We start from the raw sequence: 24,082 nt of genomic DNA, 5'->3' as shown, positions 1-24,082 counted from the left end.
GTGGCGACAAGTGCCTTTTAGAGCAACCGCCACTAGGGTTAGGGTATTTTCGAGCGATCGAATTATTGCTATTATTACCTCTTCCTCCTGCCTCCTGTCTCCTGCTATACTTTATAATCCCTGGCGTGAAAAACAAATCACTTCCTTCATCAGTAACAGTCAAATTAGGCAAATTTGTCTGGACATCAATGTGGCAATTAATGATGTCAAAACTAGCGCCTCCCGATCGCACGGGAGCATACATTCGCCCTAGCAGCAGTTTCCGCAATTTTGTCTCGACAGCGCCAGACAACCCTCACCAGCCCGCCACGGGACGATATCGCCTGTTTGTGGGTATGGGATGCCCGTGGGCGCACCGCACTCTGGTGACGAGAGCGCTCAAAGGGCTGGAAGATGCGATATCGGTGTCTGTTGTCTATCCCTCTGAAGGGGGACTTTGGGTGATGGAGTCGGAGATATTTGGCTGTAACACGATGCGGGAACTTTACCAGTTGGCTTTACCGGGCTATCAGGGGCGGTGTACGGTGCCGGTGTTGTGGGATGAGTCAAAAAAGGCGATCGTCAATAACGAGAGTTCGGAAATTATTGTGATGCTAAACTCGGAGTTTAATGAGTTTGCTAGCAATCAAATGGATCTTTATCCTGTGGATTTGCGATCGCAAATTGACGAGTGGAATGAGAAGATTTACCAATCGGTGAATAACGGTGTTTATCGCTGTGGTTTCGCCCAATCTCAAGCTGCTTATGACTCGGCTTGTAGTGAATTGTTTGCTGTTTTGGACGAGATCGATCGATCGCTCTTGATGAGTCGTTATCTTTGTGGCGATCGCGTGACATTAGCAGATGTGCGACTGTTTACTACTCTATTCCGTTTTGATGCCGTTTACTACAGCTTATTCAAGTGTAATGTGCGCCGCATTCAAGATTACGAGCATTTGGGAGCTTATTTGCGCGATTTGTATCAGTTACCGGGAGTTGCGGGTACTTGCGATTTGGAGGCTGTCAAGCGCGATTATTACGGCAATTTGTTCCCGTTGAATCCGGGCTGTATTATCCCGGCTGGGCCCGATGTGGGGAATTTGCTCAAATCGCACGATCGCGCAGGATTCAGCAACCGGGTTTCTTAGTAAAATCTTAGGTAGGATGCCAAAATTATCGTAGAAACCCGGTTTCTGTGAGTGCAAAATAACGTATCATAAATTTAGATCCTACTTAAAGTTGATTTATTTTTCATGCAGTTTGAATGGGACGAAGCCAAGAGAGCGGAAAATATTGCCAAACATCGGATTGATTTTGCAGATGTTTCTGAGATGTTCGATCTTCCCATGCTAACTGAGCTCGATCTGCGTACTGACTATGGGGAGGATCGCTGGATTGCGATCGGGTTTTTGCCAAACGGTGTGGCGGTTGTTGTCTGGACAGAAAGGCAGGATGATATAATTAGAATCATATCAGCACGAAAGGCAAACCGATATGAGCGTCAACGATTCGAGCAATATCTCTCGTACTAATTGGGCAGCGTTAGAGGCGATGAATGATGAGGATATTGATTACTCTGATATTCCACCTTTGACGGATGAATTTTTTGAGAATGCTACCCTAAGAATACCAGCCGCCCAAGCTCGTAATTTGATTCAGTTAGATGCTGAGGTGATAGCATGGTTTCGAGAGCAAAGTACCGAGTACAAAACTACGATTAATTCGGTGTTGCGGCGTTATATTGAGAGTAGTGGTAAACAGACAGTTTAATCGCGTGGACCTGAGAAACCTGGTTTCTGATAAAAATCTCGGTTTTGATGCCACAATTCTCGCAGAAACCCGGTTTCTTGGACGGTTGCGCGTGGGTTCTGAGAAACCTGGTTTCTGATAAAAATCTCGGTTTTGATGCCACAATTCTCGCAGAAACCCGGTTTTTTGGATTATCTACTAGCTCAATATTATTCTTGAATTTCACTTGTTTGCTCGTTTACTTCCTCTTCAACTTCAAAATTAATCCGTTCGTAAATTTCGCTCAGTAGGATTTGAAATTCTACAGATTCTAGGGTTAATCCAGATTCCGCTGAATCATATTCTGTTAATACCCATTTGCCATTAGAGTTTTTAGCAAATTGCTCAATATGATAGCTATATTGGTCTATTAAAATGTATTCTCGCAATTCCGGGATTGAGCGATAGGCGACAAATTTGCCACCGCGATCGTAGTCCTTGGTTGAATTGGATAAAACCTCGACGATTACCAGAGGATTTGTGACAAGTGTTTTGTTACTTCCTTGATAAACTGGTTCTCCTTGAATCACCATGATATCGGGATAGACGTAGCGGCGAGTTAGGGGTATCCACAGGCGCACGTCGCTAGTAAATAATCTGTAATTTTTGCCACGCAAGCCAAATTTCAAGTTAGCAATCAAATTAATGATAATGCTGTTGTGGTTGGTTGTTCCGCCTGTCATTGGTATGATTTCTCCATCGTGGTATTCACTTTTGTCGATCGCACTTTCTTCTAATGCGAGATATTCCTCTGGGGTGTAGTGGCGTTTTTCGGTTGGTGGTTGTTTGTCGATTGCTAGTTTTTCTTGGGTTTGCATAGTCGTTCCCTTCTGCTCTGAAGTGATTTTATGATAACATGAAATAAGTTAGATTGAATAGCGATAAACATACTCGATCGCAACCAGATTATGACTATCATTGAACAACTCTACGCGATCGTTAAAACCCTTCCGCAAGAGCAAGCCAGCGAAATTCTCACTTTCGCTGAGTTTATTCGTGCCCAGCACGTGAATGCTAAGGAGTCGATCGCGATATTAGATACTTCGACTCCTTGGGCGGAACTGGTTTATTCCCTAGCTGGAACGTGGGGACAAGACTTTCCTAGTTTGGAAGAGATTCGTGCCGAGTCAGGGGAAGATATTTTGCGGGAGAGCTTTTAGATGTACATTAAGGTACTCCCATCGGACCGATCGATGTTTTGATCGCAGGGACAGCCGCTTCGCTTCAAGCAACTCTTGTTACCCACAATGTCAAGGAGTTTTCGAGAGTTTCAGGACTTGCGATCGCGGACTGGTATTGAAAAAGTTAAGATCGAGATCGCCCTTAAGCAAATTTTCGGGTTTATTCTACCCCGCTATTCAACAAAACTGGGTCAATATCTTGGGTGTTACTGCGGTTACGGAACTTCTCTAAAAGTCGGAAGAAATAGGCAAAAGCAGCTTTTCCATCAACGCACTTGAACAGGATAACTGTGTCCCAGGAATTGGCAGTTTGAATGGAAAAGTGGATTTGTAACCAGGGTTGGAATTCCTGGTAAAAATCTAATTCTTCCTCTGTTGGCATAATTCCCATTTCCTGGCGAGCAAATTTGTACCCGACTAGGAATTGTCGCAACGCGGTAACGGAAGCTGTACCAATATAAAGTCCTGGCTTCTGTTCTATTTTTTCGAGGAGTTCAAAAATATTACTCATGTTCACATACTTTTACAAATTATCTAATTCTGTCATAACAAATTGATTGCTATGACAATGAAAGTCTTTTAACCAATCTTCTGGCGATAATCCTTGTGAAGAAAGGTTGTCGAAGACTTTTCCCCTAACTTCTACAGCAAAGTGTTGACCATTGACTGTGATGGAGTCGTCAATTCCCTGTTGTCCGAGGCGATCGCTGAGAATATAGTCTTCACCATATCGTGTCCTCAGTCTGAAAATCTTTCCCTCAATTCCTTGCTGGCGCAACCACCCGATTACGGCTCTAGCACAGTCAGCACATTCGAGAATGTCAAATTGAGACGTGATTTGCCCAACTTCCCGATAAACTTCCTCGTCAGTCCAGTCACTGGGATGTTTGATGCTGATAGAACCTTCTTTTCAAAGGCTTAATTCAATCGTAATTATAGCAGCCAGATTTTCCATAGGATGCCAAAATTATCGCAGAAACCCGGTTTCTCACCAAAATCTCGGTGACGATAGCTCGTTCCCAGGGGGCGGGCACGGGGCACCGCCCCTACAAGTCTCCTCGTTCCCAGGCTCTGCCTGGTAACGCAGATCCAGAGGCTCCGCCTCGCCCAAACCCACCAACAAACCCTCGATTAGCGAGTTTACTCCAACCTCACGACTCGACAAAATATTCATGTTATTTTGTAGTGAGATTAAGCAATATTCAAAATCAAATCATCTCTCAAGATCGCCCTTTCATCTCAAAGGTAGATCGCACTTATATACAAAAATCAAAACCAGGAATTGGCAATGTTAGAAACTGAGGGCGATCGGGAACCACAGCAGCGCATTGAACGGGCACGGCAAGAGAGATCGAGAACACTCGATCTTAGCGACATGAAACTGAGGGAACTGCCAGAGGCGATCGCCTCCCTTACCCACTTGCGAGTGCTTTACCTCGACAACAACCAACTGACGGAACTACCAGAGGCGATCGCCTCCCTTACCCACTTGCAACGGCTTTTCGTCAACAACAACCAACTGACGGAACTGCCAGAGGCGATCGCCTCCCTTACCCACTTGCGAGTGCTTTACCTCGACAACAACCAACTGACGGAACTACCAGAGGCGATCGCATCTCTCACCCAGTTGCAACGGCTTTTCGTCAACAACAACCAACTGACGAAACTGCCAGAGGCGATCGTATCTCTTACCCAGTTGCGAGTGCTTTACCTCGACAACAACCAACTGACGGAACTGCCAGAGACGATCGCATCTCTCACCCAGTTGCAACGGCTTTTCGTCAACAACAACCAACTGACGAAACTGCCAGAGGCGATCGCCTCTCTCACCCAGTTGCAAACGCTTAACCTCAGCAACAATCAACTGAGGGAACTGCCAGAGGCCCTCGCCTCCCTCACCCAGTTGCAAGAGCTTTACCTCAACAACAACCCTCTCAATCCTGACCTTGCCGCTGCCTATCAGCAAGGCACTGAAGCTGTCTTTCAATACCTGCGCGCAAAAGCAGAAGCACAAATCACCCTGAATGAAGCCAAACTGATTTTGATCGGTGAAGGCGAAGTAGGCAAAAGTTGTCTGCTCGGAGCATTGCGAGAAGACGAATGGTTAGAAAACCGTCTCACTACTCACGGCATTGAAATTAAACCAGTTATTGTCACCCATCCCGACACCAACATAGAGATATCACTCAATGGTTGGGATTTTGGCGGTCAACCGGTTTATCGATCGACCCATCAGTTATTTTTCAGTGCACCAGCCGTGTATCTCGTGGTGTGGAAGCCACGGGAAGGCCCCCAGCAAGGCTTTGTCAAAGAGTGGATTACCCTGATTAAGCATCGCGAACCAGATGCCAAAATACTCGTAGTCGCCACCCACGGCGGCCCCGGACAGCGACAACCGGACATTGACAGACAGGAAATTCACGATCGATTCGGCAGCGATACGGTGCTTGGCTTCTTCCATGTCAACAGCAAACCTGACTCTCAGAACTCCTGCAACGGGATAGCAGAATTAAAAACAGCGATCGCTAATGTCGCCGCCTCTCTTCCCGAAATGGGACGTTCCGTTCCCGCCAAATGGCAGCGAGTGCGGGAAATCTTGCAGACAAACGACAAAGCCTATCTGCCCTACAATGATGTCCTTGCCATCTGCACTCAACACGGAATCGATAACGAACAAGCAGAACTTTTCCTTCGCATTTCCCATGTCTTGGGGCATATCATCCATTACCATTACGATTCAATACTCCGAAATATCGTCATCCTCAAACCCAACTGGCTAGCAAAGGCGATCGGCTTCGTACTCGATGATCCAACGACCCGCCGCCGCAACGGTTTAGTAGACTTTGAGCATCTGAACGAATTATGGAGCAATCCCCCGTTTCCTGGCGAGACAGGCTACCCGAAACAACTACATCCCATCTTTCTGAAGCTGATGGAAAAGTTCGATTTGTCCTACCGCGTGGTGCTTGACCCTACTAAACCCAGCAATACCAGCTTGATTGCTCAACTCGTACCCGATAGACGCCCGGAATTGTCCAATTGGGGACAGCAACCAGAAGCCGGAGACAGACAACAAGTACAAATTTGCCGCATTGTGGACGATCGAGGACAACTTGCACTAGCAGAAGGATTGTTTTACCAGTTGATTGTGCGCTTGCACAAATACTCCCTAGGGCGATGCAATTACGAAAAAAGTATCCATTGGCAACGCGGTTTGATGCTTGACGACGACTACAATGGTCGGGCATTGCTGGAATATATTGATACTGATGTCAAAATCACCGTGCGGGCAGCTTATCCAGAACGGTTTTTGTCTTATCTCACCGCAGAGATTAAATGGCTAGTCGAGAATTTCTGGGAAGGATTGCGATGTAATGTGATGGTTCCCTGCATTGCACCTTGCGGTATGAATTTGCCTGGAAACGGCTTATTTGAAGTAGAGAAACTAATTGAGAGCAAAAAAGATAATCGTCATGATTATCCATGTTCAGCCTGTGGTAGATGGCAAAACATCGATCGCCTGCTGAATAACGCACCGACGACTCAACCTCCATCCCAAGAAATCGGCATTCAGCAATTCCGCAATATTGTCAAAGACGAGCTAAAAATTATCCGCAAAGATTTAGTAATTTTCGATAGTCGAAACCAAGAACGATATCAGTCCTTGTCACAGGAACAGCGGATCATTCTCAGCAAAATCGATGAGGAATTTGCGTCATTGATGAAAATGCTCACCGATGAAGCCAAAGATGGCCCGCGCCTGTTCAGTTTCAAGCCGATCGATCCAAGTTTTTTCGATCGCCCAAAATGGCTCAGTACAAAATTGCAAATAACCCTCTGGTGCGAACACTCTCGTTTGCCGCTTCCAGCCTTAAATCCTCACGACAAGCAGAAAGGAGTTTATGAATTAGAAGTATCGCGCGCATGGTTTACCAAAGCAGCCCCCTACCTCAAAATTTTGACCGGAACCCTGAGTTTAGTTTTGCCTGTTGCAGCTTCAGCAACCAAGCTAATGCTAGATGACGCTACCTATAAAGGCATTGAAGAACAACTAGATTTAGGACAAAAAAGTATCGAATCTACCTTAAAAGGCAGCGATTTAGTTAGTGATTTGTCTACCGATACAGATGCCCCTGACTGGCAACAGGGCGAAGCAGCAATCATGGCAAAAGGCTCGATTTTGCGAGAATTACACGCGCTGCTAAAAGCCACAGATCCTGGCTTTGGTGGCTTAGTGCGGGTGCAGAATAGACGGCGCGAATTCCTGTGGGTTCACGAGCAGTTTGTAGATGAGTATTAAGATTTTTATCTTGACACCATTATTAGGTCTATGTAATAATTTCAATAAAAACTCCCTAGTTCCCAGGCTCTGCCTGGGAACTCAGATCCAGAGGCTCCGCCTCGCCCCAACCCACCAAAAATCCCCTAGTTTCCCTAGTTCCCAGGCTCTGCCTGGTAACGCAGATCCAGAGGCTCCGCCTCACCCAAACCCACTAACAACTTCCAAATTCCCCTAGTTCCCAGGCTCTGCCTGGTAACTCAGATCCAGAGGCTCCGCCTCGCCCAAACCCACCAACAAACCCCAGATTTTCACAATGGGAAGAAGCAGATACAAAGTCATATATTCCGAAAACCAACCGCACTTTGTCACCTGTACAATTATCAACTGGATTCCAGTATTTTGTCAAGCAGAAATAGCACAAATAGTCTTAGATTCCTTAAGTTTCCTGCAACGGGAGAAGCGTTTAGCTTTACATGGTTACGTGCTGATGGAAAATCACTTGCACTTAATCGCAACTTCCTCAGAATTATCAACGCAAATGAGAAATTTTAAATCATTTACGGCTCGATCGATAATTGACTTGCTTGAGATAAATAAAGCTACCAATATTCTCGATCAACTCGCATTTTATAAAAAGCTACACAAAAAAGACCAAAAATATCAGTTATGGCAAGAAGGGTTCCACCCGCAAGCTATTTTGGATGAGGCAATGCTGTTGCAAAAATTGGAGTATATCCACAATAATCCTGTTAGGCGTGGTTATGTTGACGATCCAGCTTGTTGGAGATATTCTAGTTATCGAAATTATCAGGGTCAGGATGGATTGTTGCCTGTTGATTTGATTGATTTTTGAGTTGGATGATTTGTTTTTATGAGCGAGGCAGAGCCTCTTGATCTGCGTTCCCAGGCAGAGCTTGGGAACGAGGATAGGCAGAGCCTCTTGATCTGCGTTCCCAGGCAGAGCTTGGGAACGAGGATAGGCAGAGCCTCTTGATCTGCGTTCCCAGGCAGAGCTTGGGAACGAGGATAGGCAGAGCCTCTTGATCTGCGTTCCCAGGCAGAGCTTGGGAACGAGGATAGGCAGAGCTTGGGAACGAGGATAGGCAGAGCTTGGGAACGAGGATAGGATAAACGAAGATAATTAACCCTCTTGCTGCTAAAATATCACCAATCAACAACAAAAAATCATGAAAAAGTCACATCTGTTTCTAGCCACCCTCACTTCCATCGTCATGGTTATCGGAATTAGTGGTAAGGCTTTACTACAGCCATTGCCTCCCCTGCCTCCTCAGCCTCAAAAGTCTGCACAGCCTAACCAAAAAGCTAGTCAGAAACCCTCATTGCCCACCGACAAAACTCCCTTACCAGATCCTGATACTTTGCTAGATATCGTATCGAATTTCGTAATCAAAAAATACCAAAGCACTTCCTGTGAAGAGTTAGCTAAGATGAAACCCCAGCCTAACAAGAGTTCCGCCACTGCTGGAACACCGGAATCAGTCCTCCAGACTAAGGCAGTGGAAATGTTGCGGAAGAATCCTGAGATGCGGAAGAAGTTTATTAATCGAGTCGCCGGACCGATGGCTAATAAGATGTTTGAATGTAAATTGATTCCCTAAAGAGGACAAATTTATGAAAAAATTTCATCTTTTGTTTCTAGGCTTTTTAACTTCTGTGGGAATGGTTGTCAGTTCCTGTGACAGTTTTGTATCTCAGGAAGCTTTGTTGGATATTGCTGTCAATTTTGCGATCGCCAAATACGAAAAAGCTTCCTGTGAAGAAGTGGCCCAAATGCAGCCTCAGTCTAAGTCCACACCAGATTCAACAACTGATGGGGGGAAACAAGCTGCTCTGCAAGCAAAAGCGATCGAACTCTTGCAGAACAATCCTGAACTCCGTCAGAAATTTATCGATCGCGTCGCCGGACCCATTGCAAATAAGATGTTTGAATGTAACTTAATTCCCTAGATTTATATTAAAATCTTAGTAGGGCATAGAGAAATGTTTGTAACGAACAGCTCTCTCAAATATAACATCTAAAATCCCATGACTAATTGGTTAGAACATAGCGTACAAGTAGAAGTAGCAATTCCCATCGAATTAGCGTGGAAACTGTGGTCAGACTTAGAGCAAATGCCTCGCTGGATGAAGTGGATAGAATCAGTTCGCATTCTCGAAGACAACCCGGAATTGTCGAGGTGGAAACTCGCCACTGGTGGCTTAGAATTTAGTTGGCTGTCTCGGATTTTAAAATTAGTCCCCAATCAGATTATGCAGTGGGAATCAGTAGACGGTTTGCCCAATCGAGGTGCTGTGCGGTTTTACGATCGCAAAAACAGCAGCATTGTCAAACTAACCGTAGCCTATGGCATTCCCGGATGGTTGGCAAAATTGATGGACAATTCCTTTGTGGGGCGGGTAGTTGAATCGACACTTCAGGCAGATTTGGAAAGGTTTAAAGAGTATGCCCTGAAAGTTAAAGCAACATCTTAAATTCTGATGACTAAAGTCCTCATTACAAACCAAGATTCCCTTGGTAGTAAGGACTTTAGTCCGTCTGAAAGTTAGTTTTTTAACGATCGCGCGAGGCTCCATGTCTCATAGGTTTTCGTATGATAAAGATATCCTGCTGATTCATTCCTCCATTGGTTATGAGTTACTGCCTCAATCCTGCTTGTCAAAATCCCCAAAATGCCGATCGCACCCAATTTTGTCTCTATTGTGGCAGCAAACTCTTGCTCAGAGAGCGTTACCGGGCCCTAAAACCCCTGGGGCGAGGCGGTTTTGGCCGCACTTTTTTAGCCATAGATGAAGACAAACCCTCCAAACCTCGCTGCGCCATCAAACAATTTTTCCCCTTAGCCCAAGGTACTAGCAGCGCCCTGAAAGCAGCAGAATTATTCAACCGAGAAGCCGTGCGCCTAGACGAATTGGGAAAACACCCACAAATTCCCGAATTACTGGCCCACTTTCAGCAGGAAAGCTATCAATATTTGGTGCAAGAATTTATCGAAGGTCAGAATTTACAGGCAGAGTTGGCGCGACACGGGGCCTTTAGCGAAAATCAGATTCTCAGTTTGCTAAAGGATTTATTGCCAGTATTGGAGTTTGTTCACTCGCGCAGTGTCATTCACCGAGATATTAAACCACCAAATATTATCCGTCGCCGCCCGGTTCAACCTTCCATTATTTATACTTACCCAACCCTAACGGGGGAATTAGTTTTAGTTGATTTTGGTGCGGCCAAAGTTGTCGAGGGTTCGAGAGAAACTGGTACTGTCATCGGTTCTCCCGAATTTGTCGCGCCGGAACAAATTCGAGGTCAAGCGGTTTTTGCCAGCGATTTGTATAGTTTGGGAGTAACTTGCATTTATTTGATGACTCAAGTATCACCTTTTGATTTGTTCGATCTCAATCAAGATACTTGGGTTTGGCGAGACTTTGTGAAGGTGCCAATCGATCCGAAATTGGGTCGCATCCTGGACCAAATGATCGAACCGAGTCTGAGTCGGCGCTACAAATCTGTGGCCGAGGTACTCCCAGATTTGCTAACGCAGCCGTCGGCGGGGACGGGCACGGCGACACCAGCCCAGTCAGCCCCCGCAATTCCCGTGCCGCAGAGGATGCCTGTGGTGCAAAATACACTGCCGCCAACGGTTGCAGGCACGATTTTACCTGTGCCATCAATGCAGCGGGTTGTGCCGGCACAGGCCCCCACTTGGCGGTGTGTTCATACTCTGGTAGGCCACTCCAATGCTGTCACGTCGGTAGCTTTTAGTCCTGATGGTCAAACTTTGGCTAGTGGTAGCGAGGACAAGACGATTGAGATGTGGAAGTTGGATACCCTCAAGCGCTGGTATACTCTCACTGGCCATTCTGACTGGGTGACTGCTGTGGCTTTTAGTCCTGATGGGGCGACTTTGGCTAGCAGTGGCCGGGACAAAATGATTCACATTTGGGATTTGAATAAGGGTAAGTGGTGGTACGCTTTGGCTGGTCATTCTGACAGGGTTGCTGCTGTGGCGTTTAGCCCCAATGGTCAGGTTTTGGCTAGTGGGAGTCGGGACAAGAGTGTGTTGTTGTGGAATTTGAATAAGGGAAGGCGGATGTCGGCTTTGATTGGTCACGCTGATGGGGTGGAAGCGGTGGCTTTTAGTGCGGATGGGGAGTTTTTGGTTAGCGGGAGTCGGGACAAGACTTTGCGGTTGTGGGATTGGCAAACTGGTCGATCGATTTGTACTTTAGCAGAGCACGGGGATTGGGTGCGATCGACTGTTTTTGCTGGGAACTTCCCTCATCCCAACCACACCAGGGGAGGAGTAGGAGAGGGATTGATTTTGGTGAGTGGGAGTCGGGATGGTACGGCGAAGTTGTGGCGGGTGGATACCCAGGAGGGGCGTGGCAGCTTGTTGCGGAGTTTCAGGGATAATTCTGGGGATGTTTTGTGTGTGGCCTTGAGCCCGGATGGTCGGGTTTTGGCTAGTGGGAGTCGGGATGGCACGGTTTATTTGTGGGATGCCCAGGCGGGGGGTTTGTTGGAAATTTTGTCGGGCCACGGGGGGGAGGTTTTGTCTGTGGCGTTTAGTGCTGATGGGGGTAGTTTGGCTAGTGGTGGGGGCGATCGCACTGTGAAAATTTGGCGCAGAATTGGCGATTAGAAAAAACTTAATTTTTATGCTTGACATTCAAGGGATAGTTCTGCTACATTAGGAATTCGTGAGGACGCATAGCTCAGTTGGTTAGAGCACTACGTTGACATCGTAGGGGTCACTGGTTCGAGTCCAGTTGTGTCCATGAATTTGATTCCCATACCACATTAGCATTTCATTTCTACCTAGGATGTCAAGGTAGTGCTACTATGCGGTTTGTATCCGTTTTCTAAACTTAGCATCCTGGTTTTATCTGAGTCCGCATCGGCGGACTTTGGTTGTTTAGAAGCGATGTTCATCGCCGAATTTGAAAGGGTTTTCAACTATGATTGATATTGGTTCCTTGGTCCGATCGCCTAAAAACGATTTGGGAGTCGGAAAAGTGGTCGAATTATCCCGCACCGAAGCCCTAATTGAATATTTTTGCTCAGTTAAAAACCGCCTTAGCAAAACAGTACCCCTAGGCTTGCTCCAAGAAGCCAGACTTCAGCGCCAAACTCGATGCTACCTCTGGAGCACCACCTTGGAGCGCTGGATCATTGGTCGGATTTATGACTGGGATGAAGATAGAATGCTCTACGACATCGACCTTCCTGATAGTCAAAGCATACAAGCTGTTGAAACAGATATTTATGTTCGCTGCAATATCCCGATCGCCGATCCGATCGACATTTTAGCCGTCAAAGGTCAAGAAACTCCCTATTTTCACGATCGCCGACTCGCCTTCGTTCAATCTACCATCACCCAGCGCGCCGTCAGCCGCGGTATGACAGGTTTAATTTCTGCCAACATAGACCTCTATCCTCACCAAGTTGAAGTGGTGCGGCGCGTCCTAGAAGACCCCATTGGACGCTATTTATTAGCCGACGAAGTAGGATTGGGAAAAACCGTAGAAGCTGGGACAATTCTCCGCCAATTTCTCCTAGATGAACCCAATGGCCGCGCTGTGGTGATGGTTCCCAAATACCTAACCCAGCAGTGGCGAGATGAGTTAGAAAATAAATTCTATTTGTCTCATTTTGCCGATCGAGTCCAGCTTGTTTCTCTTAGTGAAATTAATCAAGTTAGTCGCAATGCTAATCTAGATTTTCTGATAGTGGATGAAGCCCAGGAACTCGCGGCCATGGCTTATTCTGGCGATCGCACTCAGAAGCAGTGCTTTGAAATTTGCCAAACCCTCGCTCACAAAAGCAAAAATTTATTGTTATTATCTTCGACACCAGTTCTGGGACATGAGCAAGAGTTTCTCACAATGTTAAACTTGCTAGACCCCACAACTTACCGTCTTGATGATTTGGCAAATTTCAAAGAACAGGTGCAAAATCGTCAGGAAATCGGGCGCGCCTTGCTGGATTTTCGAGCAGAAACCAACCCAGGGGTTTTGCAAACAAAACTCGCTCAACTCCGCACTTTTTTTGCTCAAGATGATTATTTAATCGGATTAGCAAATGAATTAGAAAGTTGTTGGAAAACTGAAGCAACCACAGAATGCGATCGCCTTGTCACAAGTATTCGCACCCACGTTAGCGATACCTACCGCCTGTACCGCCGAATGCTTCGCAATCGCCGAGACGCAGTGGAAGATGTGATTTTCGATCGAGATACTCTCCCCAAAGTTGAGTACGATCTCAATGACGAACAGTGGTCGGAAATTCACAGTATCCTGGAAAAATGGCGGACTCTCGCTCCTCATAAGAGCACCTATCAAAAAATCTTTCTGCTGTTTTTCCGAACTTCCGGTACCTGGTTGAATGTTTTGGAACGGGTTGTGAAAGCTCGTTTACAAAAGAAATCGACGGCGGAACTCGATCGCGAATTTGGGCAAAAGTACATGGGGATTGTGACTCAAACCGCCATGTTTTCAGGAGAAAGCGCCCTCTTAGAATCTTTGCTCAATGCCCTAGAAAAGCCCCAGGAAGGAGTGGACAGACTGAGTTTGTTGAGAATCGTCATTATCCGATTTCTAGGCGTTGCTTTGAAGATTCCACCGGAGTATCACAGCAAAGCTCGCGATTTGTTGTCCCGAATTCAACAGCAAATTAAAAGACCGCTTCCCGGTGATAAATTCCCCAAAATAGTCATCTTTACCAGTTTTAATGAAACTTGTAAAGCCATTGCTGAAAATTTAGCGAAGATTTTGGGTAAAAATGCGATCGCCACCCATGAAACTAGCAAATCAGCCCCCGATGTTGAAGCGAATTTGAAACGGTTTAAGACTGAGCAAAATTGCTTTATCCTAGTATGCGATCGTTCGGCGGAAACCGGAGTGAATCTGCAATTTGTGGATTGGTTAATTCACTTCGATTTACCGTGGCTTCCCAATCACTTAGAACAAAGATTAAGTAGAGTCGATCGCATAGGTAGCAAAATGGGAGTGCAGTTTTGTTTGTTTGCAGGCCCAGATTTGCCAGAAAGTCCCCACGAAGCTTGGTTTCAAGTTTTTAAAGATGGGTTTGATATCTTCAACAAATCTATTGCTAGTCTTCAGTTTTATGTCAATGAAAAAATGCCAAAACTTGAAGAGAAATTGCTGACAGAAGGAGCAAAAGGCCTAGCTAGCGAAATTGAATTAATCAAAACTGAAATCGTCGCCGAAAAAATCAAAATTAACGAACAACAGGTTTGGGATGAAATTGACGTGTTTGAGGAAAGTGCATCTGAGTATTTTGAAGCCCTAGATGATTGCGATGCTAAACATAAAGAAATGCAGCGGGCGGCGGAAGGTTGGATCTGTCAAGCCCTGAATTTCAAACAGGTCGAACATCCGAGTATATCGGGATTAGTGCGCTATCAACCTAGTCAAAAAACCTTGATTCCTTCTAATGATTTGAGAACCCGATTAGTTCCCTATTGTCAGCAATATGGTAGTTACAATCGCCGCGTTGCTCACCAAAATGCTGATGTCGCTCTTTACCGCATTGGTGAGGGATTGATCGATGCGCTTAGTTCTTATATTCGCTGGGACGATCGGGGTCAGGCTTTTGCATTGTGGCGTCACGATGAAAGTTGGGATGCGGAGGAAGGTAAGGAGTGGTTTGGATTACAATTTAATTATTCAATCCAGACAGATTTGCAGCCTGCTTCGCAAGTTCTGAAAGCCAAAAATATCGAAAATTACAACTTGAAAGCTTTGCAAAGACGGGCTGATGCTCTATTTCTGCCTGTTTTTGAAACGGTGTTTGTTGATGCTCGCAGCGGGCAGATGTTGCTGGTGGAAGAGGCGGAAATTTTGAATATTTTGCAGCGGCCTTATAAGGGGAAAGGTGGCCCAAATCGGGATTATAATTTGTCGAAAAATCGGACTGGGATTCTTGACAGTTTTGTCGATCCGCTGGAATGGGATGATTTTTGTCAACGGGGAAGGCTGAGATCGGAGGAATTGCTGCGTGGGCGATCGGCTTTTGTCGAAATGTGCGAGCGATCGGCTGTGAGTGCTGCAATTAAACTAGAAAACCGGGTGAATCAATTGCAATTGCGCTTGAATCGGCTGTCTCAATCTGAACAACTTTTAGAGTCGGTTTTGGCTGATGAAATTAGCACGGAAAGTGTGTTAAGTCAAGCTGTTTTAGCGGGAATTCGTCATCCACATCTGACTCTGGAATCGGTTGGATTTATTGTGATTTCTGGGCGGGCTCCTGTCAAGTCGGAGGATGAAGGTTAATTTGTTTGGGTGAAGCTATTAGGACACGGCAATGCCCATTAGTGTCAACTTAAGCCTGAGACCCTTGAGAAATCTGGGTTTTATCCCAAGTCTAGATCCCCCTAAATCCCCCTTAACAAGGGGGACTTTGAAAAGACTCCTGTCCCCCCCTTCTTAAGGGGGGCTCGTTCGGATCTAGATTTAATAGTCTTGCCAGCAATCTGTGACTGGGTTTGAGCTTAAGTTGACACCTATGGGCAATGCCGTTTCCCTACCCTGATTAATTGTAGGGATACGGCATTGCATTGGTGTCAACTTAAGCTGTCAGCCCGCCCCGTGTCCGTTAGTCATCCATCCGGCCCGCCAGGGGTTGAAACCCCTGTCTAATAGAAGACAGTCCTCTTTGAGAGGACTTGCGCTTTGAGGCTCGGTTTCAACCCTTGCCGGACTATGGGTTTTACCTGATTGTTGACACCTATGGGCACGGTGCCGTGTCCTGATTTTGTTTGGTAATTAATTCCGATGCCACCGGATTTGATATCAAAAGCGACATTTATTATTGGTTTATCTGATGAAAATTCTGATAGTAGAAGATGATAGGTTGTTGAGTGTACTACTTGCCAAGGTGTTGGAAGCAAATCATTACGGGATCGATCGGGCTTTTGATGGAGAAGCTGCACTAGAATTAGCAATCGCAGTTGAATATGACCTGATTTTGCTAGACGTGCAGATTCCCAAACTAGATGGAATTAGTCTCTGTCGGAAATTGCGATCGCAAGGCTACTGCAAACCGATTCTGTTACTGACGGGAAACGATTCAGATGCAGATGTGGTGGCAGGGTTCGATGCTGGCGCTGATGATTACATCAGCAAGCCCTATGCTACGGACGTATTACTGGCAAGGATACGCACATTATTGCGACGCAGTAAAGCACTTTTCCCGGAAGGTTCTATGAAGAACTTATCTGCTAATACATTGACTTGGGGAAATCTTTGTTTAGACCTCGATTCCGGTCGAGTCACGTTTGGCGAACAAGTTATTTCACTGACAGCGAAAGAATACAATCTGCTGGAATTATTCCTGCGAAATCCCGATCGCATCTTCAGCCGCAGTGCCATTTTGGATCGCCTGTGGGGATTTGACGATGCACCAACCGATCGCGCTATTAACACTCATATTAAAGATATCCGAAAAAAACTCAAAGCAGGTGGGTTAACCGCAGAAATCTTCGACACAGTTTATGGCATGGGCTATCGACTTAAGCCGCGCCCGCAATCTGCGCCGTCTGATTCAAACAATTCTGACACTGACAGCACCGCCAAACATCAATCCCCTGTGGCAGATCAGTCAGCGCTCGACAAACTATTAAAGCGGTTTCGGGGAACCTTTAACCAACAAGTTGCCGTATTGGAACAGGCAAAAACTGCTCTTTTGGCAGGAAATTTAGAAACAGAATTACAGGAAGCGGCCAAGAATGAAGCGCATAAATTAGCAGGCTCTCTGGCATCTTTCGGTTATCCTGAAGGCTCGAAATTGGGACGGTCGGCAGAGCATTTGCTGATGAAAGATCGCCCCTTTACGGCCCAAGAAATCGCTCGATTCTCGGAAGTGGTGACAGCGTTGCAGCAGGAATTAGTGAAACCACCAGTTACGTCAACGGCTGCATCACTGCCTACAATGTTATCGCATCGGGTGCTAGTGGTTGACGACGATCCAGCCTTGACAGAACGCTTAAAAATAGAATCCGAAGCTTGGGGATTGCGGATAAAAATTGCTCCGAATCTGGCCGCCGCCCGATCGCGCATTGCCTTGTCAATGCCTGATGTGATATTATTAGATTTAAGCTTTCCAGAGACACAGGAAGATGGATTGACGCTGCTGCGAGAACTCACCGAGCGATCGCCTAATCTGCCTATAATTGTATTTACTGGACGAGACACTCTTGCCGATCGATTAGCAGTATCGCGGTTAGGTGCTAAGCAATTTCTGCATAAACCCGCCACCACAAAGCAAATTTTTCAAGCAATATCCCGCGTCTTACCCAAAACTCAAACATTACAAGCCAAAGTGTTAATTGTTGACGATGACGAGGCGGTGTTAGCTCACTTATCCGCATTGCTAACACCTTGGGGGTTGGAGGTAATAACTTTAACCGAGCCCCAGCGATTTTGGGAGATGCTGCTGAAAACTTCGCCCAATTTAATCATACTAGATCTGTCGATGCCACAGGTAAACGGGCTAGAGTTGTGTCAGGTGGTGCGACAGGATGTTCAGTGGGGAGATTTGCCGATTTTAGTTGTCACGGCCCACACCGATGCCGATTCGCTTCAGCAAGCCTTTGCCGCGGGAGCCGATGATTTTATCACTAAACCCGTGTTGGGGCCAGAACTCGTGACGCGGGTGCTGGGCCGGATCGATCGCACTCATCCTTTGCTGAAGTCTGGGAATACTTAAAATTGACAAAAATCATGATTCCTCTAAATTACATTTTCGATCGACCGATTACGCTGACAAATTGCGACTTAGAACCAATCCATATTCCTAATGCTATTCAACCTCATGGCATTTTGTTGGTTTTCGAGCCAGAAAATTGGCAAATTTTACAAGTCAGCGATAATACTGAATCCCTGCTCGGATATTCCCCCGATGAATTATTAAATAAAAGCCTCACCGATCTCTTTGATGCAGAATCTCAAAAAGCGATCGCCCGGTGTTTATTAGGAGATTTTGATGCGGTAAATCCTCTCACTTTAAATCTAGTCAATTATCATCCTGCTGCTTTAATTCCCACTCATTGTCCCCTAACAAATGCTTCTCCCGATTTGAGTTTTTCTGTTTTGAGAAGTGTTTCTCCCATTCATATTGAATATTTACAAAATATGAAAATGGGCGCATCTCTGTCTATTTTATTGTTAAAAGATAATCAGTTATGGGGGTTAATTGCTTGTCATCATAACACACCAAAATATCTTCCATATCAGACCAGAACTGTTTGTGAAATTATCGGACAAATCATGTCTCTTGAATTAAGTAACAAAGAAGAAAACGAGAATTTAGATGACAAAATTCGGCTAAAAAACCTGCAATCTGATTTTGTGGAAAGTATTTATCAAGCCGAGGATTTCGTCGAGGCGGTAGGACGAGATCGAGAGCGTTTGTTAAGCTTGGTTAATGCCACAGGTGCAGCCATCATTTCTAATGATTTAGTCAGGCTATTTGGGAAAACTCCTTCCGAAAATGAGATCAATCAATTAATAGATTGGGTTGTTCCTCTTCTGCAAAATAATTTTTATTATACGGACTGTCTGCCTAAAGTTTATCCCCCAGCAGTAGAGTTTAAAGACTTAGCTTGTGGCTTGATTGTTTTGTCTATTAAAACCTATGGGAATATCTGCTTTAACGGATACATTACGCACTTTATTTCGATATTGGTTTGATTTTTCAGTTTTACCGGAATTATCCTAAGTAGGGGTAGAGCCCCCGTGCCTACCCCGATCGGACTGGGCAACCACAGGGGGATTGCCCCTACAAGATTTCACAATTCATTTCAAAATAGTTTATTTTTACAAGTAGAAAAGAGAAGGGGGTAATATGCAAGATAGAGACAAAACTAAAAACCAACTGATTGCTGAATTAGAGTTGTTGCGGGGGGAAGTCGCGGCTCTCAAGCAGACGGGGCGATCGCGTCCCCAAACTCACCTACCACAGACAACACCCGCCGTAGCAAATTTGACGATTCTCTTAATAGATGATTCAGAGGTCGATCGCGCTACCTACCGACGATATTTGATGGAGGATCGCGATCGTACTTACCAGATTGTCGAATTTGATAACGGCGAAGATGCTCTCGAATGGTGTCAGCAGCAGCTCCCAGATATTTTTCTACTCGATTACTTGTTACCCGATATGGATGGGTTAGAGTTGTTGCAGCAACTCCAGCAACTGACTGGGCGAAATACCCTGCCCGTGATTATGTTCACAGGTCAGGGAAATCTCCAAATTGCCGTTGATTTACTCAAAAGTGGTGCTCAGGATTATTTAGACAAAAGCCAGATTACGCCCCAAATTTTGCATCGCTCCATTAGCTATATCCTGCGACAAAGCCAACTGATTCGAGAACGGGAATGGCAACAACAGCAACAGCAAATCCTTGGCAAAACAGCACTTTCTATCTGCGAATCCCTCAAGTTAGAGGAGATTCTCAATACTACGGTAAGGGAAGTCAGAAACATTCTTCTGTGCGATCGCGTGATTATTTTTAAATTTTCTGCTGAGTGGGGGGGGACAGTTCTTGTCGAGTCGGTAGCTGATGACTGTATGGCTATTTTACCGCTCCAGATTTATGACCCTTGTATTGGGAAAGATTATGCTGAGCCATTCAAACAAGGTTTAATTACGGCAAAATCGGATATCTATAATTCTGATATTAGTCCCTGTCACATAGAATTTCTAGAAAGTTTACAAGTCAGGGCAAATTTAGTAGTTCCTATTACTAAAGGAGATGAATTGTGGGGGTTACTGGTTGTTCATCATTGTACAGCGCCGCGTGAATGGCAAGCTTCAGAAATAGAACTTTTGCGACAGTTGTCTGCACAAGTTAGTATTGCTATTCAACAAGCTGATTTATTTGAGCAACTACAAGCGGAATTGAGGGAGCGCCAACTAGCAGAAATAGCTTTGCAGGAGAACGAACAAAAACTGCAATTGTTCATCAAATATGCTCCAGCCAGTATTGTAATGTTCGATCGCGAAATGCGCTATGTTGCAGCCAGCCAGCGATGGGTTGATGACTTTCATCTCAATTCCAGCGAATCGATCATTGGGCGATCGCACTACGAGGTTTTTCCCAATATTCCAGAACAGTGGAAGCATTACCATCAAAGCAGTTTGGCGGGTGCAAGCGAAAAATGCGATGAAGATTTTTTTGTTTACTCAGATGGATCGGAGCAATGGTTGCGCTGGGAAATTCATCCCTGGTATCGCAGCAATGGCGATATCGGTGGCATCATTCTGTTCACTGAAAATATTACCGATCGCAAACAAGCAGAAATTGCCCTCCAAACACTCAATGCTGAACTAGAACAACGGGTAATAGAACGAACAGCAGAACTAACCGAGGTAAACGATCGCCTGTTAGTTACCTTACTAGAAAAAGAACACGCCTATCAACGGCTAGAGGAACAAGCACAACTGCTAGATTTAGCCCGCGATAGTATTATTACCTGGGATTTAAACTCGGTGATTACCTTTTGGAATCAGGGAGCCGAGTTTATGTATGGTTGGACAAAAGCAGAAGCATTCTGGCAAGAGTCTCATACTCTCTTGAAAACTCAGTTTCCTCAACCTTTGGCTGAGATTGAAGCACAACTTTTAGAACAAGGTTATTGGGAAGGAGAACTAATTCATTTCACCAAGGACGATCGCGCTATTACTGTATCTAGCCGTTGGGTTGCCCAAAAAGATGATGCTGGCAGACCGATTAAGATCCTAGAAATCAACAATGATATTAGCGATCGCAAACAAGCCGAATTAGCATTGCAGCAATATATCAATCAAGTTGAAGACCTCTATAATAAGGCTCCCTGTGGCTATCACTCCCTAAATGCAGAAGGGACAATAGTTCGGATTAATGATACAGAACTTAACTTGTTAGGCTATACCCGTGATGAGATTCTGTACAAAAAGAATTTTTTTGATTTAATTGTATTTGAAAATAAAATTCTTTTTGACTCCAGTTTTCCCGTATTTAAAAAACAAGGCTGGATCGATAATCTAGAGTTTCAGATGTTGAATAAAGACGGATCTACCCGTTGGGTAAACCTGAATGCTACAGCAATTTATGATGAAGCAGGTAACTTTTTGATGAGTCGTTCCAGCTTATTTGATATTAGCGATCGCAAACAGGCGGAAGCAAATTTACTACAGAAATCCAAACAGGAACATTTGCTCTGGAGTATTACTCAAGCGATTCGCCAATCTTTAGATTTTCATGCCATTCTGAATACTGCTGTTGCTGAAGTCAGGCAGACATTACAAACCGATCGCGCTGCTATTTACCGCTTTTATCCTGATTGGATTGGCGATTTTGTGGTCGAGTCAGTTGGTGAGGATTGGGTAAAATTGGTAGAATCCGGTGTTTGCAAAATTTGGGCAGATACCTATCTGCAAGAAACTCAAGGAGGTCGTTTCCGAAATAAAGAAAGCTTTGTTATTAATGATATTTACAGGGCTGGACTTCAACCCTGTCATATCGAACTATTAGAACAATTTCAAGCCAAAGCCTACGCGATTTCCCCCATCTTTTCGGGAGAAACTCTTTGGGGATTATTAGCTATTTACGAAAATGCTACACCTCGCGACTGGCAATCTTGGGAAGTAGAATTGCTCGAACAAATTGCCAGCCAATTGTCGATCGCCATTCAGCAATCCCAACTCTACGAACAACTTCAGATCGAACTGCAAGAACGTCAGCAAGCAGAATCCACGATCCGAGAAGCCGAACGACGTTGGCGATCGCTGCTGGATAACGTGCAGTTAATTGTTGTCGGACTCGATCGGCAGGGAAATGTCAATTACGTTAATCCTTTCTTCTTAAAACTTACGGGATATACTAACCCTGAAGTTTTGGGCAAAAATTGGTTTAAAAACTTCTTACCTCCTGCTAGTCAAGAATCAGTTAAAACCGTTTTCTCGGAAGTCTTGACCCACAATGCTCCTCCCTATTATCGGAATTCGATCTTGACTAAATCCGGTGAAGAAAGATTCATTGCTTGGAACAATACAACGCTGCAAGATTCAGAGGGAACCATCATTGGCACTATCAGCATTGGGGAAGATATTACCGAACGCAAAAAAATTGACGAAATTAAAGATGAATTTATTGGTATTGTCAGCCATGAACTTCGCACCCCTTTGACAGCAATTCAAATGTCACTGGGACTAATACAAACTGGGATTTACGATAAAAAGCCAGAAAAATCCCGACGGATGATTGAAATTGCCCTACTCGATACTCATCGTTTGGTGAACCTGGTTAATGATATTTTAGATTTGGAGCGCATAGACTCCGGGCGGGTAGTTTTCGAGAAAACTGTTTGCAAAGCAGCCGATTTGATGCAGCAAGCAATTGAGCGGATACAGGCGATCGCGACTCAAGAGCAGATCGCCCTAACTTTTACCCCCACCGATGTAGAAGTCTGGGCTGCCCCAGATACTATTATCCAAACCTTGACAAATTTGCTCGGTAATGCTCTTAAATTCTCGCCCGCCCAGTCCACAATCCACCTCAGCGCCGAAATCCAGACAGACTTTGTGCTATTCCAAGTCTGCGATCGGGGGCGCGGCATTCCTGCGGATCAGCTAGAACTGATTTTTGGCCGATTTCAGCAAGTCGATGCCTCCGATTCCCGTGAAAAAGGAGGAACTGGGTTAGGGTTGTCAATTTGTCAGAGTATTATTGAGCGACATGGCGGAAAAATCTGGGCTGAAAGTAGCTTAGGTGAAGGCAGCACCTTTTTCTTTACCCTACCTTTGCCTACCATTGAATTTTAGGGTCAATTCAAAATCCCAAATCTCAAATCCCAAATCCCATGATAGACAGACGAATTCTAGTTGTTGATGATGATGAACACCTCCGGGAACTGGTGCAGGCGTGCCTAGAAGATTTAGGAGGATGGGATACCCTGGTGGCCAGATCGGGAGAGCAATGTTTGGAAATACTCAAAACCGAACGACCTAGCGCTATTTTGTTGGATGTATCTATGCCTGGGATGGATGGGGTTGCCGTGTACGATCGCCTCCAGTCCAATCCGATGACGCGATCGATTCCAGTGATTCTGCTGACAGCGAAAGTGTTGCCGAGCGATCGGGCTAAATTTGCCGAGATGGGCGTTACCGGGGTAATTCCCAAACCGATCCAACCCACCACCCTGACAGCAGAAGTCGCAGACATTTTGGGATGGGATTAATTACTTTAACAATCTTTGTGAAATTTTGTAACAAATACTGAATCTTTACCAATTCCTTACCGTTGCTATCTAGCCTCTTGTTATGCAGTTAAAAGCTCTTTGCATAGTAGGAGCAGACCTAAATGAATGCTTTGGAAGTGGTTAATTGTGATGGGACTCTCCTGCACGAAAACAAGATGATAGGCAAGCAAATTCTGATCGTTGACGATCAAGAACACCTCCGGGAACTGGTAAAGGTGTGCCTGGAAGACCTCGCGGGATGGAACACCCTGGTGGCCGCATCAGGAAAAGAATGTTTACAAATCCTAGAAACAGAACGACCATCAGCGATTTTGCTGGATGTATCAATGCCGGGAATGGATGGGATTGCTGTGTACGATCGCCTCCAGTCCAATCCGATGACGCGATCGATTCCGGTGATTCTGCTGACAGCGAAAGTCTTGCCGAGCGATCGGACCAAATTTGCCAAGATGGGCGTTACCGGGGTAATTCCCAAACCATTCGCAGCCATCACCCTGAAGGAAGAAGTGGCAAAGATTTTGGGATGGGAAGATTGACTTTAATAATCTTTGTGAAATTTGGTAAAGCTCGCTGA

General features: G+C 45.3%; 19 protein-coding genes and 1 tRNA gene. 17 read left to right on the top strand and 3 right to left on the bottom strand.

Annotation, left to right across the window (positions count from 1 at the left end; genetic code table 11):
- Positions 1-188: 188 nt before the first annotated feature.
- The 3 genes from P2A85_RS08065 to P2A85_RS08055 all read left to right on the top strand — a co-directional run bounded on the left by P2A85_RS08065 (position 189) and on the right by P2A85_RS08055 (position 1,749).
- Positions 189-1,127: a glutathione S-transferase family protein gene (locus P2A85_RS08065; protein WP_377481371.1), complete on the top strand. Its 939-nt coding sequence runs from the start codon at positions 189-191 to the stop codon at positions 1,125-1,127.
- A gap of 105 nt (positions 1,128-1,232) precedes the next feature.
- Complete coding sequence (locus tag P2A85_RS08060; protein WP_377478525.1) at positions 1,233-1,511, top strand: BrnT family toxin; 279 nt, start codon at positions 1,233-1,235, stop codon at positions 1,509-1,511.
- The gene (locus P2A85_RS08055) at positions 1,474-1,749 is read left to right on the top strand and encodes a BrnA antitoxin family protein (RefSeq protein WP_377478523.1); all 276 of its coding nucleotides are present in this window, start codon (positions 1,474-1,476) and stop codon (positions 1,747-1,749) included. Before P2A85_RS08060 ends, P2A85_RS08055 begins: the two co-directional genes overlap by 38 nt.
- Before the next feature lie 188 nt (positions 1,750-1,937).
- On the opposite strand, the gene P2A85_RS08050 is transcribed toward P2A85_RS08055, so the two are convergent.
- Positions 1,938-2,585 (bottom strand): Uma2 family endonuclease, encoded by a 648-nt coding sequence (locus tag P2A85_RS08050; protein WP_377478521.1) that lies wholly within the window; start codon positions 2,583-2,585, stop codon positions 1,938-1,940.
- 90 nt (positions 2,586-2,675) lie between these two features.
- Between P2A85_RS08050 and P2A85_RS08045 the strand changes: the two genes are divergently transcribed.
- Positions 2,676-2,927 (top strand): DUF2281 domain-containing protein, encoded by a 252-nt coding sequence (locus tag P2A85_RS08045; protein WP_377478519.1) that lies wholly within the window; start codon positions 2,676-2,678, stop codon positions 2,925-2,927.
- A gap of 181 nt (positions 2,928-3,108) precedes the next feature.
- Here P2A85_RS08045 and P2A85_RS08040 read toward each other — a convergent pair whose 3' ends face one another.
- Positions 3,109-3,459, bottom strand: coding sequence for a hypothetical protein (locus P2A85_RS08040; RefSeq protein WP_371116955.1), 351 nt, complete (start codon positions 3,457-3,459; stop codon positions 3,109-3,111).
- Positions 3,460-3,471: 12 nt separating this feature from the next.
- Complete coding sequence (locus P2A85_RS08035; protein ID WP_371124170.1) at positions 3,472-3,840, bottom strand: papain fold toxin domain-containing protein; 369 nt, start codon at positions 3,838-3,840, stop codon at positions 3,472-3,474.
- A 396-nt stretch (positions 3,841-4,236) separates the two neighbouring features.
- On the opposite strand from P2A85_RS08035, the gene P2A85_RS08030 reads away from it, so the two are divergent.
- From P2A85_RS08030 to P2A85_RS07970, 13 genes are all read left to right on the top strand, one after another.
- Positions 4,237-7,248, top strand: coding sequence for a COR domain-containing protein (locus P2A85_RS08030; protein ID WP_377478517.1), 3,012 nt, complete (start codon positions 4,237-4,239; stop codon positions 7,246-7,248).
- Between the two features lie 295 nt (positions 7,249-7,543).
- Positions 7,544-8,083 (top strand): transposase, encoded by a 540-nt coding sequence (locus P2A85_RS08025; protein ID WP_377478515.1) that lies wholly within the window; start codon positions 7,544-7,546, stop codon positions 8,081-8,083.
- A 334-nt stretch (positions 8,084-8,417) separates the two neighbouring features.
- Positions 8,418-8,849, top strand: a complete 432-nt coding sequence (locus P2A85_RS08020) for a hypothetical protein (protein WP_341740023.1) — start codon at positions 8,418-8,420, stop codon at positions 8,847-8,849.
- A 13-nt stretch (positions 8,850-8,862) separates the two neighbouring features.
- Complete coding sequence (locus tag P2A85_RS08015) at positions 8,863-9,198, top strand: hypothetical protein (protein ID WP_341740024.1); 336 nt, start codon at positions 8,863-8,865, stop codon at positions 9,196-9,198.
- A gap of 78 nt (positions 9,199-9,276) precedes the next feature.
- Entirely contained in the window at positions 9,277-9,723 is a 447-nt protein-coding gene (locus P2A85_RS08010) for an SRPBCC family protein (protein WP_340550798.1), read from the top strand.
- A 158-nt stretch (positions 9,724-9,881) separates the two neighbouring features.
- Positions 9,882-11,888: a protein kinase gene (locus P2A85_RS08005; RefSeq protein WP_377478512.1), complete on the top strand. Its 2,007-nt coding sequence runs from the start codon at positions 9,882-9,884 to the stop codon at positions 11,886-11,888.
- Between the two features lie 62 nt (positions 11,889-11,950).
- Positions 11,951-12,024 (top strand) — tRNA-Val (locus P2A85_RS08000).
- A 180-nt stretch (positions 12,025-12,204) separates the two neighbouring features.
- Positions 12,205-15,540, top strand: a complete 3,336-nt coding sequence (gene dpdE / locus P2A85_RS07995; protein WP_377478510.1) for a protein DpdE — start codon at positions 12,205-12,207, stop codon at positions 15,538-15,540.
- A 550-nt stretch (positions 15,541-16,090) separates the two neighbouring features.
- Positions 16,091-17,974 carry a response regulator gene (locus P2A85_RS07990; RefSeq protein WP_377478508.1) on the top strand — a complete coding sequence of 628 codons (1,884 nt, stop codon included), beginning with the start codon at positions 16,091-16,093 and terminating at the stop codon, positions 17,972-17,974.
- A 14-nt stretch (positions 17,975-17,988) separates the two neighbouring features.
- Positions 17,989-18,957 (top strand): PAS domain-containing protein, encoded by a 969-nt coding sequence (locus tag P2A85_RS07985; protein ID WP_377478506.1) that lies wholly within the window; start codon positions 17,989-17,991, stop codon positions 18,955-18,957.
- Between the two features lie 154 nt (positions 18,958-19,111).
- On the top strand, positions 19,112-23,071 hold the full coding sequence (locus P2A85_RS07980) for a PAS domain S-box protein (RefSeq protein ID WP_377478504.1): 3,960 nt from the start codon (positions 19,112-19,114) through the stop codon (positions 23,069-23,071).
- Positions 23,072-23,109: 38 nt separating this feature from the next.
- Positions 23,110-23,487, top strand: a complete 378-nt coding sequence (locus P2A85_RS07975) for a response regulator (RefSeq protein WP_377478502.1) — start codon at positions 23,110-23,112, stop codon at positions 23,485-23,487.
- Between the two features lie 176 nt (positions 23,488-23,663).
- Positions 23,664-24,044 carry a response regulator gene (locus P2A85_RS07970; RefSeq protein ID WP_377481369.1) on the top strand — a complete coding sequence of 127 codons (381 nt, stop codon included), beginning with the start codon at positions 23,664-23,666 and terminating at the stop codon, positions 24,042-24,044.
- Positions 24,045-24,082: the final 38 nt, after the last annotated feature.

The organism is Microcoleus anatoxicus (assembly GCF_042465725.1).
Lineage (GTDB): Bacteria > Cyanobacteriota > Cyanobacteriia > Cyanobacteriales > Microcoleaceae > Microcoleus > Microcoleus anatoxicus.
Note: the sequence above shows the minus strand (reverse complement) of the source record. Positions and strands in the feature narration are given on the sequence as shown.

Excerpts from the sequence above, each read along its gene's own strand:
- P2A85_RS08065 (WP_377481371.1), top strand. The coding sequence starts at position 189 with ATGTGGCAATTAATGATGTCAAAACTAGCGCCTCCCGATCGCACGGGA.
- P2A85_RS08060 (WP_377478525.1), top strand. The coding sequence starts at position 1,233 with ATGCAGTTTGAATGGGACGAAGCCAAGAGAGCGGAAAATATTGCCAAA.
- P2A85_RS08055 (WP_377478523.1), top strand. The coding sequence starts at position 1,474 with ATGAGCGTCAACGATTCGAGCAATATCTCTCGTACTAATTGGGCAGCG.
- P2A85_RS08050 (WP_377478521.1), bottom strand. The coding sequence starts at position 2,585 with ATGCAAACCCAAGAAAAACTAGCAATCGACAAACAACCACCAACCGAA.
- P2A85_RS08045 (WP_377478519.1), top strand. The coding sequence starts at position 2,676 with ATGACTATCATTGAACAACTCTACGCGATCGTTAAAACCCTTCCGCAA.
- P2A85_RS08040 (WP_371116955.1), bottom strand. The coding sequence starts at position 3,459 with ATGAGTAATATTTTTGAACTCCTCGAAAAAATAGAACAGAAGCCAGGA.
- P2A85_RS08030 (WP_377478517.1), top strand. The coding sequence starts at position 4,237 with ATGTTAGAAACTGAGGGCGATCGGGAACCACAGCAGCGCATTGAACGG.
- P2A85_RS08025 (WP_377478515.1), top strand. The coding sequence starts at position 7,544 with ATGGGAAGAAGCAGATACAAAGTCATATATTCCGAAAACCAACCGCAC.
- P2A85_RS08020 (WP_341740023.1), top strand. The coding sequence starts at position 8,418 with ATGAAAAAGTCACATCTGTTTCTAGCCACCCTCACTTCCATCGTCATG.
- P2A85_RS08015 (WP_341740024.1), top strand. The coding sequence starts at position 8,863 with ATGAAAAAATTTCATCTTTTGTTTCTAGGCTTTTTAACTTCTGTGGGA.
- P2A85_RS08010 (WP_340550798.1), top strand. The coding sequence starts at position 9,277 with ATGACTAATTGGTTAGAACATAGCGTACAAGTAGAAGTAGCAATTCCC.
- P2A85_RS08005 (WP_377478512.1), top strand. The coding sequence starts at position 9,882 with ATGAGTTACTGCCTCAATCCTGCTTGTCAAAATCCCCAAAATGCCGAT.
- dpdE (WP_377478510.1), top strand. The coding sequence starts at position 12,205 with ATGATTGATATTGGTTCCTTGGTCCGATCGCCTAAAAACGATTTGGGA.
- P2A85_RS07990 (WP_377478508.1), top strand. The coding sequence starts at position 16,091 with ATGAAAATTCTGATAGTAGAAGATGATAGGTTGTTGAGTGTACTACTT.
- P2A85_RS07985 (WP_377478506.1), top strand. The coding sequence starts at position 17,989 with ATGATTCCTCTAAATTACATTTTCGATCGACCGATTACGCTGACAAAT.
- P2A85_RS07980 (WP_377478504.1), top strand. The coding sequence starts at position 19,112 with ATGCAAGATAGAGACAAAACTAAAAACCAACTGATTGCTGAATTAGAG.
- P2A85_RS07975 (WP_377478502.1), top strand. The coding sequence starts at position 23,110 with ATGATAGACAGACGAATTCTAGTTGTTGATGATGATGAACACCTCCGG.
- P2A85_RS07970 (WP_377481369.1), top strand. The coding sequence starts at position 23,664 with ATGATAGGCAAGCAAATTCTGATCGTTGACGATCAAGAACACCTCCGG.